10 protein-coding genes and 1 tRNA gene are annotated in these 13,543 nt (G+C 26.2%); 9 read left to right on the top strand and 2 right to left on the bottom strand.

What is annotated here, in order from left to right:
- Positions 1-375: 375 nt before the first annotated feature.
- Both QZ357_RS07610 and QZ357_RS07605 read right to left on the bottom strand, forming a co-directional pair.
- The gene (locus QZ357_RS07610; RefSeq protein ID WP_290774169.1) at positions 376-657 is read right to left on the bottom strand and encodes a toxin-antitoxin system HicB family antitoxin; all 282 of its coding nucleotides are present in this window, start codon (positions 655-657) and stop codon (positions 376-378) included.
- Between the two features lie 13 nt (positions 658-670).
- The gene (locus QZ357_RS07605; RefSeq protein ID WP_290774166.1) at positions 671-916 is read right to left on the bottom strand and encodes a type II toxin-antitoxin system RelE/ParE family toxin; all 246 of its coding nucleotides are present in this window, start codon (positions 914-916) and stop codon (positions 671-673) included.
- A 657-nt stretch (positions 917-1,573) separates the two neighbouring features.
- Here QZ357_RS07605 and QZ357_RS07600 point away from each other — a divergent pair.
- The 9 genes from QZ357_RS07600 to QZ357_RS07560 all read left to right on the top strand — a co-directional run.
- Complete coding sequence (locus tag QZ357_RS07600) at positions 1,574-1,774, top strand: hypothetical protein (RefSeq protein ID WP_290774163.1); 201 nt, start codon at positions 1,574-1,576, stop codon at positions 1,772-1,774.
- Positions 1,775-4,352: 2,578 nt separating this feature from the next.
- Positions 4,353-5,333 (top strand): hypothetical protein, encoded by a 981-nt coding sequence (locus QZ357_RS07595; protein ID WP_290774160.1) that lies wholly within the window; start codon positions 4,353-4,355, stop codon positions 5,331-5,333.
- 14 nt (positions 5,334-5,347) lie between these two features.
- Positions 5,348-5,536, top strand: a complete 189-nt coding sequence (locus tag QZ357_RS07590) for a hypothetical protein (RefSeq protein ID WP_290774157.1) — start codon at positions 5,348-5,350, stop codon at positions 5,534-5,536.
- A 23-nt stretch (positions 5,537-5,559) separates the two neighbouring features.
- On the top strand, positions 5,560-8,349 hold the full coding sequence (locus tag QZ357_RS07585) for a hypothetical protein (RefSeq protein ID WP_290774155.1): 2,790 nt from the start codon (positions 5,560-5,562) through the stop codon (positions 8,347-8,349).
- A 189-nt stretch (positions 8,350-8,538) separates the two neighbouring features.
- On the top strand, positions 8,539-9,006 hold the full coding sequence (locus tag QZ357_RS07580; protein WP_290774152.1) for a hypothetical protein: 468 nt from the start codon (positions 8,539-8,541) through the stop codon (positions 9,004-9,006).
- Positions 9,007-9,107: 101 nt separating this feature from the next.
- Positions 9,108-9,194, top strand: a tRNA-Leu gene (locus QZ357_RS07575).
- A 730-nt stretch (positions 9,195-9,924) separates the two neighbouring features.
- On the top strand, positions 9,925-11,133 hold the full coding sequence (locus QZ357_RS07570) for a hypothetical protein (protein ID WP_290774149.1): 1,209 nt from the start codon (positions 9,925-9,927) through the stop codon (positions 11,131-11,133).
- 66 nt (positions 11,134-11,199) lie between these two features.
- The gene (locus tag QZ357_RS07565; RefSeq protein ID WP_290774146.1) at positions 11,200-12,285 is read left to right on the top strand and encodes a hypothetical protein; all 1,086 of its coding nucleotides are present in this window, start codon (positions 11,200-11,202) and stop codon (positions 12,283-12,285) included.
- Positions 12,286-12,476: 191 nt separating this feature from the next.
- Positions 12,477-13,543: terminase large subunit (locus QZ357_RS07560; protein ID WP_290774144.1), on the top strand; the 1,067-nt coding region annotated here is incomplete at its 3' end.

Genomic DNA, 13,543 nt, shown 5'->3' with positions numbered 1-13,543 from the left:
CCCGGCGTACTGCCGCTCACTTCCTGTAAGCAAGCATAATAGCCTTTTTTGTAGTTTTATTTTTCATAAATAACAACCTCTTTCTAATTTTTTTGATTTTTTACTTGACAAAAAACGAAACATCAATTATAATAAAAATAGCTTAAGTAGTATTAAGATATAATTATACAGTATAGCTATTTTTATAGCCTATTGATATTTTTGTATTTTATAGCCTGCTTAGGTGTAAAAAGGTATAATAACCTTTTTGATAAGGTCGCAATAAAGGCGGTTATCGCTAATTATAGCTTCCTTATGTTTTTTTGGGGCTCTATAATGTGGCTTGTCTGGTAAACTATCACATTATAGAGTTTTTATTTTACTTGTTACTTTTTATTATTTGGCAAGTTTATACATTGCATACTGATTTAGGCTTACTCCATTTTTTTTAGCAGCTTCAATCAAATCACGATGCAACTCTTTAGGAATACGAATCATCAACCTCCCGCTATATTCTTTTTGTGTTTTGTATTCTTCAAGTGTAATTGCATCTTCGGCACTTTCTAAATCAGCTTTAGAAAGTGCTATTAAATCCTCAGGAGTTGGCTCTTCCTGCTCTCTTGCGTTTATTTCTTTAAAACGCTTTTCAATTTCTTCTTGTGTTAAATCTTTTTTCATAAATAATCACCTCTTAATATTTTATATTGGTTCGTGTGTTGATTTCGACAACTGTTATCATTATATCGCCTTTATCCCATTTAAACAAAATACGATAATGAGCGATTTTATAACGATAACAGTTATTAGTACCTTTAAGCTTGACTATGTTTCCTTCAAGTTTAGAAAGTTGCTCAAGTGCCTTATAAAGCTTTTTTCGTGTGTTACTATCTACACTATCAAGATACTTTTGAGCTTGTTTTGATAATTTTAATTGCATTATTATCCCCCCTAAACTTGCATATATTATATCATATATGCAAGTAAAAGTCAACACTTTTAAAGTTTTTAGCTTCAAAAAAATAAAGCTTGGTAGTAGTCTTATTTTAGTTTGCGACTACCAAACAAACGCCATAAATAAATATAAGAGATTTAATATAAAAGATGTTAGTATACTATACCAACTTACAATACACAAACTTTCTTGATTTACTCTTGCAAGTATTACTTGCTGTCCCCGCAAATTTCGCCGATACAAAATGTATTGTATCTCTATTAAATTGTCAAGGTGCATTAGATTTTAGTTGATTAAGTTATTATATCAACTATTACTAAACTTTGCTAAATAAGATAACAATTAAACCAATGATATTTAATTGTAGCGTATGAGCTAAGATATTAACAATTAGATTTTAAAATTAAATATTAAAGTAACTTAAGTTTATCGTTTTTGTTGTGCCTGATTTGCTCTTATTGCTTTATTATTTAATTTTATTTTTTGTTTTACTCTTTCTTTATCTTGATTATATTATAACACTACTTGGAGTGTATGTCAATAGCTTTTTCTTATTTTTTGATAAAATAATATACAAACATAAGCTATTATTTAATTATTATTTTAGTTAATTTATATAAAAATAAAGGAATGATTTTTATTATGGGAAAATTATCAGAAGCAAAAAAAGAAGCAAATAAAAGATATAATGCTAAAACATACGATAAAATAACATTTACTGTTAAAAAAGGTAAGAAAGATTGTATAAAAGATGTTATACTTCATACTGGGGAGAGCTTAAACGCTTTTATAAATAGGGCTATTGATGAATGTATTGAAAAATGGGAAAAAGAGCATAGATAAATTAATTATAAGATATACTTAAATATTGCTATAATGTTACTATTGTATTATTTTTGTTAATGCTTATTTGATAGGGTTGACTTAGTTCTTAGATTGATTTATATAAATTTATTTAGTGTTGCGTATTAGATAATTTATATTATAATGTATACATTGAGCGGTTATTGAGTGTATAAAGTATGTATATTTATTATATTTTTGTGTATAATTATAAGTTGGTATTATGACTTGAGTATAATTTAATTTGATATTTGTATAAATAGTTTTTACTATGTAATGCGATGTATTGTGTTTTAACTGTACTATATCACATAGTACAGTTAGTAGTGGCTAATTTTATAAAGATTACAATACTTTTTCAAGTTTTTAGACTTTCAAAAAATAAAAAGAAAATCTGTTGTAGCTCATAACTTTATAAATAATATTTTTTGAGCTTTTACCCAGCTTTCAAAAAAAATCATATTATCGCTTTTTATGATTTTTTATTTTTACATTTTATAGCTTTAAATTTATGTTATATGCCCCCTGTTTTACATTTTTTAAGTGTTTCTGTTTTTGCCCAAACCCATAAAGTGCCTCATCTACACATCACCTACTCCCCACATCTCCTGCACAACGCCCCTCTCTTTTTTTATTTTTAAAGTCAAGTAATCTTTGACTAAATTTCAACAATTTATCTCTACAATTTTCTTGAAAATCTTAAAAATCTCCCCTATTTACATTGTATTTCTTAAAAATCGCACCCTTAATTTTATACTTTTTATATATTCTAAATTTTATTTTCGTTTATTTTTGCAAACAACCAAAATTCAACCAAAATTAAAATTGAATTAAAATAACTCTTTAATCATTTATTTTATATTAATCTCAATAAATAAGACATATAATTTTTATGACTTATCTATATTTAATCATATCAAATAGTTTATATATTCCCACCCCCCTGATTAACATAATTAACTGGAACACTTATTTCTTATTCTTAAATACCTATAAAATAAGGAAATATATTTTAAAAATAAGAATTTAATAACTTTAATATTATTTCTAAATTCTGATTATGTTCTATAACTTCCAAATATACCTAAATAAAATTAATTCTATAAATTTGCTTAAAACGATTCAACATACTCTTTCTTTATATAGTTTTAAATGAAATTATCTTATTTTTATTTTTAAATTATGCTTTTAATAAATAACCAAAAAATAAGAATTATTTATTTTTACATAAGGTTGATTTCAAAATAACCATAATTTGTAGCATATTTAAATAGCCTTAAATCTCAAATTTATTCTTTTTTATATTCTATTTTTATTCTTTTATGATGTAAATTATTTATCTTATAATCGTTAAATTTATTTTTATAATTTTTTAAAATTTATTTTTATAATTTTTTATTTTTATCATAATTATTCATTTTAAATTTATTCATTATTTTATTTTTAATATTTTGTTCGTTGAAAAAATGAACTTAATTATTAACTTAATTATTAAAATGTTACTTTTGTTTTAAAACTCAAAATATTATTTTTGTGTTAATTTTGATTTTTTTGAAAACATCAGGAAATACAATTTAATAAAAATATAATTATTTAATAAAAATATAATTTTTGATAAAACACACTTAAACATTATCTAAAAACATTATCTAAATAAAAAATCTAAAGGAGTGTAAATAAGATAAACTTAATAAGCTCAACATAATAAAATCCTAAAACACCATACCTAATTCTTTCAATGTAGAGTAACAGAAAATAGCCTTTTAAACGCTTTAAACTTAAATAGTATAGTTATACTACCTAAGTGTTACAATCAAAAAATATATAGCGTAGCATAGGTTTTTTTAGAAAAGAAATGATTTTAAATGTTATCTAATCAGAAACCTAAATAAGCATAAATAATTTCTTAAAAATAGTAGACCTAATTAAGAATTTAATCTAACTAAATAAAAGAACCTAACCAAAGATAATATCAATCCTCAAGAAAGAGTTCATCTTTATTTGGAGTTTATTCTTTTTAGAGATAGTTAATCTTCTTAGTAAGACAACTTAAAACAATACCAGATATTCAATCTAAATTAAATACTTAAATTTCAATTCAAATCAGCTCTATTTATTCGTTTAAAATCTTCTCATTCCACCCTCAATTTTCACCCTCTAACCTCAATTTTTTCATTTCAGACCGTTATAATATTTATATAATCTTATTTTATATATTTAAGGAATATAGTCTATCCACGAAAATGAGGCATTAAAAGCGTGGATAAATTTGTGGAGAGAGTATATTCATTTACTTATATATATGGGAAAAAGTTGATGAGTTTGGATTTGAGCTAAGAAGGTGAAGTTTGAGTAGAATAATTATATTTATTATATATACATTGAATATCTATATATCTAAAATTAACAATATAAAGATTACAAGAACTACAATTATTTTTGTGGTTCTTATTTTTTTGTTATAATTCATACCTCAAAAAGCAGATATATATAGTGTACGATTTTTCGTGCATGAGAAGTCAAATTCTCTCAGCAGGAGAACTCTACCATTTTGAATAATTTTAAAGGAGAACAGCATATGTCAACAAATCAAATTCAGGAAACAGAAAATTGGGCAGATTATATCTCAGAATATGCAACTTACAAAACTATGAGTTACAGTGATGCTTATTGTGTATTCGTACCGTATTCAATTATTGTAAATCAAGTACCCAACACACTTTCTTATAGAGAAAAAATAAATATCAACAGTGAATGTTTAAATATGAGTATACATAGATTACTTGCATATTTTTATTTTGCAAGCAAGCAGAATAGTAAAAACAGTATCGAGAAAGCAACTAATATTATTAACTTTTTTAACTACATACCAGATAGACATAAAAATGGTATCAATAACTCTGTTATTAATGATATTAAAGTACTTCAAGAATTGGGTTATATTGAAATTGAAAATGATATTACTGAAATTAAAGGTGCAACAAAACTATCAATATCAATTACCAAAAAATTTAAAAAGGTTTTAGAAGAAAAAAAGTTGGCGGCTATTTATACAGATGAAATAAGAAAAATAATTAATTTTAAGAAAGAATATCCTACAACTGAGATAAGTTATATTATGCTTGTCTTGGCTTATATTAGAATGATGATTTTTAATAGACCTGTCTGTGTAGAGTATATCGCAGGTATTTCTATGGAAAAAAGAAAAAAGGAATCGCCTGAAGTTTTTGCAAGTCATTATAAATATATTGCTCAAGATTTAGGAATTAATGAAACTACTGTTTCAAAAGCCGTTTCAATTTTAGAAAAACTGGAAATAATACATCATCAAGTTTTACCAAGGAATGTTGATAACAATGGAATGTGGAGATGTGAAAAAATTATCTTTACTAATTATGCTAAACGAGAAGGTAATAGAGAATATGCAAAAGGAAAGCAATATTATATGAAAGAAATTGAAAACTACATAGTTAAGAAAAATATTCCTTGTGTAATTTATTCAGAAGAATTTAAGGCAAGTTTAAGTGAACGAAATAACAGAGTATATCAGCAAAGATAAAATGAGGTGAAAAAATGAATAACATTATAGAAGAAAAGAAGATTAAAGCATATTTGTCAAAATTTTTAACTTTAAAAGAGTGCGACTTTTATCCTCCACAGGACAATAGAATTATACATTACAAAGAATATAGAAAAAATGATTATTATGAATACCTACATAATTTTTCAACACTTGTTGATTATTTAGAAATATATAATTGATAGTTAAATAATGAGGTGAAAGAATGTCTTTAGATGTGCAAATTCAAGTTTATAGTGTTGATACAGGTAATTTCTATACGGCAAGAGAAAAGAAATTGCATTGGCTCAATCATAAATTAAAAATTGAAAGAAATGAATTGCAAAATAAATTGTCAAAAATCGAAAAGTATTTGAATAGTAATGATATTAATGAAATTACCCGATTAGAATTAAATAAGAAATCCGATGACATCACTAAGCTTATTGACTTAAAAAAAGAAAAAATTAAAAATACAAAGAATAAACTTTTAAGCTTACTTTCTAATAAGGTTTCTGAAAATATTAAGACCAATGGTAAACATCATACAAGAACACTTAATGAAAATACTTTATCTGATAAAAATATTATTTCAGTTTTTGAATCTAATTTAACAAGATATTTAAAAAATACACCTAATGAGTTTACTGATGATTTTATGGTAGTTCAAACTTATTATTTTGATATTATTAAAGATATTATTTATTTTGGCTTTGAATATAAAGGAGAAAAATATATATATTTCACATCATCAGCAGGTCAAATAAGGCAAAAGAAATGTGTTTTTATTAGAGAGAGAACGTGGAAAAGTATTGAAAAAAAGGTTATGTGTGGTCTTACATTAGATATAATAAATCAAAAAGGTGGAAATAATTCAAATAAGCATTTAGCTTATACTGCTTTAAGCAATTCTGCGACAGATGAATGGAAGAATTTTGATATTGATAAGTGTATAGTAATTGATGATTTTGAAACCAATGTTTTTGGAACTTATGACTTTGTTAATGACATAGATTATACGATTGAAAGAAAGCAAGGTAAAGTGCCTATCCCCCATACTGATGGTGCTGGAATGATATTGCCTAACGCCTTTGGTGAAAAACAGAGAAATAAGATGTTTAGACCACCTTGGATAAAGGGGCTTTTAGGTGTATTTGACTTTAAAATGTTTATTGTCGAGCATAATTGTTCCCCTATTATTAAGGATATTTATGGCAAAGAATGGAATGTTTTAGAAGATGATATACAAGTTATAATTACAAAATCTCAATTCAAGCTTTGGAAGTTTTATGATTCTTGGCAAGATTATAAAGATAAATATAAAGAAAATCATTGTATAACAGGATATACCAATATGGAAGAAGATAAGATTAAGAATAGTAAAATAAATTATCAAATGTTACAGACACTTACAGATGTAAGTGATACTGAATTATTACAAATAGCCAACAAGTCAATCACTAAGCTTAATAATCTTTGTTCTTCTCTTAAAAATGTTGAAAATCTTTTAGGCATAGATATATCAAATAAATTCAAAACACCATTACAAAAATCTATTGAACTTTATCCAGATTTAATTAACGATGAATATTTGAAAATGAAAATTCGTCAAACTAAAGATTGTTTGCTTAAAAGATATAGGTCTGGTAAGTTAGAAGTTAATGGCAAGTATACATTTGTGTTACCTGATTTCTATGCAGCTTGTGAGCATTGGTTTTTAGGAATAGATAAGCCGAAAGGATTGCTCGAAAATGGCGAGGTATTTTGTTGGCTGTTTAGAAACAGTTCAGAACTTGATTGTCTTAGAAGTCCTCATTTATATAAAGAACACGCAGTTAGAAAAAATATGGCTTATATTGATAATTATGATGTTCAAAAGGATATGAGAAAATGGTTTGTTACAAATGCCATTTATACAAGTAGTCATGATTTAATAACTAAAATTTTGATGTTAGATGTTGATGGTGATAAACTTTTAGTTATTTCAGATAAAACAATAATTGATATAGCTAAAAGAAATATGAAAAATATAGTTCCTCTTTATTATGATATGAAAAAAGCACACGCTACGATATTGAATAATGAAACTATTTATAATGGTTTAATTTCAGCCTTTACAGGTTCAAATATAGGACAATACAGCAATAATATAACTAAAATATGGAATAGTGATATTTTTATCAGTGGGAATGAAGAACAAAAGCAAGAAGCTATTGATATGGTGAAAATACTATGTATGGAAAATAATTATGTTATTGATAGAGCTAAAACACTATATATGCCGACAAGACCTAAAAGAATAGCCAAAATATTAAAAGAATATACGAATAAAAAATTACCACACTTTTTTATATATGCGAAAGACAGTTTGGGAAAGCAAGTAGAACCTAAAAATAAAAGTATAGTTAATAGGTTATTTGATATTATTCCAAATCCAAGGATAAATTGTAGAAAGCTTGGACTTGAAGATATTGATTATACTTATTTGATGAAAAATCCAGATATTAAATTTGATGCTTATTTTGATGAAAATAATAAAATAATTTCAGATAAAACCGAACCATTACTTGTTAAATATATAGAATTAAATAAAAATTATCATTATAAGATAGATTCTAATAGAAAAGTTTCTACTGAATTTTTAAGAAAATCACAAATTAAGCAAGAACTTTTAATCAAGTCTATAATTGATAAGGTTAAATTTGAACTTTCTAAATTTGGGTATGACGAAGATGATGTATCTGATATTTTAGTAAAATATTTATATGGTATCAAAAAAAGCAAATATAAAGATTTATTATGGGCTTGCTATGGTGAAAATATCTATAATAACCTTTCTAAAAATTTTAAGTTGCATTTCAAATTGGTTTCGTGTATAGAATGCGATAAATTGTTTTATATCCCTTATAATAATAAAAACACTTGTAGATGCGTTGAATGTCAAAGTAAATTAGAAAAGATAAATAGAAAATTTATAGTAAAAAAGCAAAAGCAAAATAATAAAGATAATATATAGTTTAAAATTAGCAATATATAACCATAAAATAAGGCTGTGTAATTATTTTAATAAAATTAAGCAACAATAAAATATGGTTGTTTAAACAAAGGGAGAATCGTAAAATGTCTTTTTAATAGGAAGAGAGCGTTTACTCCTTTAGCTTTCTTCCTATTTTAGATTATTTTGCAAACAAACGGAGGTATTTATTTGAAATATAAAACTGTAGATAACAAGAATAACAATAAAGATATAACAAAAGCAAATTTAATTAAAGAACTATCAAAAGAATGTAATATAGTTGAAACTATTGAAGATATTTTAGTAAAGGCTTTTAAACATTCTCGTTTTTTAACAGGTGAAGCTAAATCAATAGTAATTGCTATAATAAAAAGTGAATTAGCAAATCCTATTGATGAAAACTTTGTCAAAGATACATATAATAATCTTGAAAATAAAATTTTTGAAATATTGTCTACTACATCTGAAAATAACACAAAAGAAAATCCTTTAAAAATTAGACTTTTTGAAGGCATTACCATAGAAGGTATTTATAATAAACCTAAAGAGAAAAAATTAAATTATTCTGAAGATGTAATTACTACAAAAGGTGGTATTAAAGCAAAAGTTAATGTTACAAGATATTATAACGAAAAACTTAATATACAAACCAAATAAGGTATAAACAGTTAATTTAACTGATTATATAATAAATTCTTTCACCTTTCTTTATTCTCTTGCTTCGGAAGTTGAATTATATACTTAACTTCCGAATATATGTCAGTATGGCGGAATAGGCAGACGCAACGGACTTAAAATCCGTTGATAGAAATATCGTATCAGTTCAAGTCTGATTACTGACACCATAAAAATAGGATATGTATTTTAGTGAATATATACTATTATCTCAGTGAAAACATAATTTCGCAGATTATGCTGAGGTATACTGAAATGGTCGGTAGTATACGAAACAAGGATACTTGTGGAAATTACCGTTTTTTATGCAGTGATGTTTAAAAAGAATCAATAAATCAAAGGTGTAGCACTATTATAATCGCAGATAAAAGCAACTATCATGTCGGTAACGCAATAGACGCATCAGATGATGAAGAATCCAAGTTAGGGAATTAGTTGGTTACTGATTTCACACCTCGGAAATACCATAAGTTATTTCGCTGTGAAGCAAGGAAACTTGTGTATAAGATGTGTATAGGTTCTAAGTAGGCAAAGGCGAGAAATAGATTTTATAAGATACTTTATAAAGGAAATTGATATTAATGATTTGTTGCTGAAAGGTGTAGGTAATCATTCCTATCAAGGCTTGAAATTATTTGTGGCAGGAATGTTATAAGGTCGCTACTTATAGCACATACCTGTTTCCCTTGTGGCTGAATATATCTGAAGATTGTATTTAGTAGAATGAAGATTCAATAGTATATGTTCAATAAAGTACATATCTTGCAATAAATATTAAAACTATACTCTTTGCGAGTCAAAAATAAAATAAATAAACATTAAACAGTTAGCTATTTATAGTTGACTGTTTTTATTTTTATAAAGGAGTTGACAAAAATTTACGATTTTCAGAAAGAATTGTTGAAATATGGTTTAACACCTGATATGTATGAACAGGTATGTAAAGATATTTCTAACAAGATAGAAGGTATCAATGATTTAGATTGGTCTGAAATAAAAGAGAAATATAATATTCAGTGTGCTGCCGATACAATTAGAAAATCTTCTACTACTATTTTTGGAGGACAATTTAGAACTGAATATTTAAAATCTAAATTAGTGTCTGAAAATAAAAATAAAGTTTTTTCTAAAGCAGATGATTTAGAAAATAAAATTCAAGAATTACGAAAAGAAAGAATTAAATTACAAACAGAAAAAATAGAATATAATAAATGGCTTCGTGAAACGGCAAGAGATGAATTAATCACCGAAAAGATTTGCGAAACAATAAATAATCTTTCTCCAATGAGAGTGCCAAATTACATAGAGCCTAAGCATAACGATAAGGCATATTGTTTAATCTGGGGCGATGAACATTTTGGTGTCACTTTTGAATTGAGAGATTTACTCGGAAACATAATTAATTCTTATAATCCTGAAATTTTTGAAAATAGAATGTGGGATTTACTTAATCAAGTAATAGAAATCATTCAAAGAGATAACATTGATACGCTTAATGTTTATTCATTAGGTGATTTTTCTGATGGTTGTCTTAGGGTATCACAACTTATGAAATTAAAATATGGTGTTGTTGACGGGACTATTCAATATTCAAATTTCATTACAAATTGGCTCAACAAATTAACTGAATATGTTAGAGTGAGATACCAGATGACAAATGGAAATCACACTGAATTGCGTATGTTAAATCAAGAAAAAGGAACTTTTACAGAAGATAATATGGGTAAAATTGTAAAAGAATTTATCAAGATAAGATTAGAAAACAATCCTAATTTTACCTTAATAGAAAATCCTACAGGTTATATTTATGATACACTTGTAGGAAATACAATTATGGGTATACATGGTGAAATTAAAAATATGGAAAGGGCTTTAAAGGATTTCTCTAAGATTCATAATGTTTCAATACAGTATTTAATCGCAGGACATTTACATCATTCAAAAAGTGAGGAGATTGGTGTTAATTCTGAAGTAATTAATATTCCTTCTATTGTAGGTGTAGATACTTATTCCCTTTCATTAAATAAAACTTCTAATGCTTCTGGAAAATTACTTGTTTTTGAAGAAGGCAAAGGCAAGATTTGTGAGTATAGTTTAAAATTAAATTAATAAATAAAAGATATATCATATTAAATCAACTATACATTTAATAGTTTATTAGGTGGTGAAGGTATTATGGCAGCAAGAGATGCGAAAAGAGAAGTTGATTTTTTAAAAAGTTTAGAAAAAAAAGAAATTATAGGCGAAGCTAAGATATGCAAAAGAGCTAAGTCTATGGCTTGCGGAGTTTGTGGTTTAGTAAAAACAAGCACTGAAGCGGATAAAGGATTTTGGATTTCAAGCAATAAAATTTATGGTGCTTACAATGGTTATATTCCTATTTGCAAAAGTTGCTTAGAGGGATTATATACAGATTATGTGGACAAGTATACTAAACTTAAGTATTTAGAACCTGACAAAGAAGCAACAAAAAGATTGTGTATGATGTACAATCTTTATTATTCTGATAAGGTTTTTAATTCTGTTATGAAAAGTAATGGTAATAAAGTTTGTTTTATAACAGCATATTTAAAAAGAATAACAAAATATCAATATCTAAAAAAAGATTATGATAGTACAATAGATGAATCACGAAAAGATAAAAATACAGATAATGATACGAATATTAATAATGCTGATATTGATTTAGATGAAAATTTAGAAGATTCAGTTGACAAAAAAACTCTTGAACTTTTTGGATATGGATTGGGTTCTAAGAAAGATTATGAATTCTTACAGAGTCAATTCGATGATTGGACTTCAAGGCATGAGTGTAGGACAAAAGCACAAGAAGAATTATTTAAAAATCTTTGTTTTAAACAATTAGATATTTTAAAAGCAAGACGAGAAGGCAAAGACACCAAAGATTTAGATAGGTCATTTCAAGATTATCTTGGCACTTTAAATCTTCAACCTAAGCAAAATGTTGCTGAAACTATGGCTGATACACAAACATTTGGAACACTTATTGACAAATATGAGAATACAAGACCGCTTCCTGAAATTGATGAGGAGTTAAAAGATGTTGATAATATAGGTTTATACATTGATACCTTTTTTCGTGGACACCTTGCGAAAATGATGGGAATAAAAAATGCGTTTTCTAATTTGTATACAAAATTTATGAAAAAATACACTGCCACCAAGCCTGAATATGGCGGAGATGAAAGTTCTGAAGCATTATTCGATGCTATTTTTGGAAATAGTATAAATGATAAATAGAGGTGGTGGTTTAATTGGTAGAAAATTGTAAAAAAAGTGAAAAACAATTAGCAAATGAGAAATCTGAACGCATATTACAGGGTGTTGCATATTGGGGAAATTTCTACCGACATTAGCATAACCCACAGCGTTTTGTAAAAGAATATTTGAATATAAACCTAAAATTATTTCAAAAAATATTATTGTATGAAATGATGCACAATAATCATTTTATGTTTTGGGCTGCGAGGAGTATTGGAAAAACATGGCTAACATCTCTGTTCTGCGTAGTTAGGTGTATCCTATTTCCTAAGACAAAAATTTGTGTTGCATCAGGAACAAGAACACAAGCTAATGAAGTTTTATCTAAAATTATAGACGATTTTTGTAAAAATTTTACTTGGGGTTCAGATAATCTTAATCGAGAAATAGAAGAATCTTCTCTTGGTTTAAACACTGCTTTTATTAAATTTAGAAATGGCTCATGGATAAGGGTTGTTACAGCTTCTGATTCTGGTAGAGGTGCGAGAGCTAATGTTATTGTGATAGATGAATTTAGAATGATTGACAAAAATACAATAAATACCGTTATTAAAAGGTTTTTGGGTACACCAAGACAACCTAATTTTTTAAATCGACCAGAATATTCCAATCAAGAAAAATATTTAGAGTCAAATATTGAAATTTATATGTCATCTTGTTGGTTTGTATCACATTGGAGTTATGAAAAATCAAAAGCTTTTACTGCTAATTTGTTAAGTGATAAAATGAAGTATTTTGTTTGTGCATTACCATATCAGGTTGCTATTAAAGAAGGTTTAAAGAAAAAAAGTGAAATAGAAGAAGAAATGTCAGAGAGTGATTTCGACCAATCTACTTTTGATATGGAAATGGGTTGCTTACCACACAATGATATTGAAGGTGCATTTTTTACATTTGATAATATATCAAAACAGAGAAAATTAAAAACTGCAATATATCCATTTGAAAATTCAAAGGTTAAAGTCCCGAATTTAGCATTAAACGAAAGAAGAATATTGTCATTAGATGTTGCTCTTATGGCTTCTACTAAAAATAATAACGATGCAAGTTGTGTTATTATTAATAGTGCGATTCCTTCCAGTAACAATACATACACTTCAAATATTATATATTTACAGAATTATGAAGGAGAAGTAACTGAAGATTTAGCATTAAAAGTAAGGCGGTTATTTCATTTTTATAAATGTACTGATTTAGTTATTGATGCTCTTAATGGAGGATTGAGTGTATATGATAT

This window comes from Anaerofustis sp. (assembly GCF_019420015.1).
Classification (GTDB): Bacteria; Bacillota; Clostridia; order Eubacteriales; family Anaerofustaceae; genus Anaerofustis.
The sequence above is the reverse complement of the archived record's forward strand: the minus strand, read 5'-3'. Positions and strand labels throughout refer to the sequence as shown.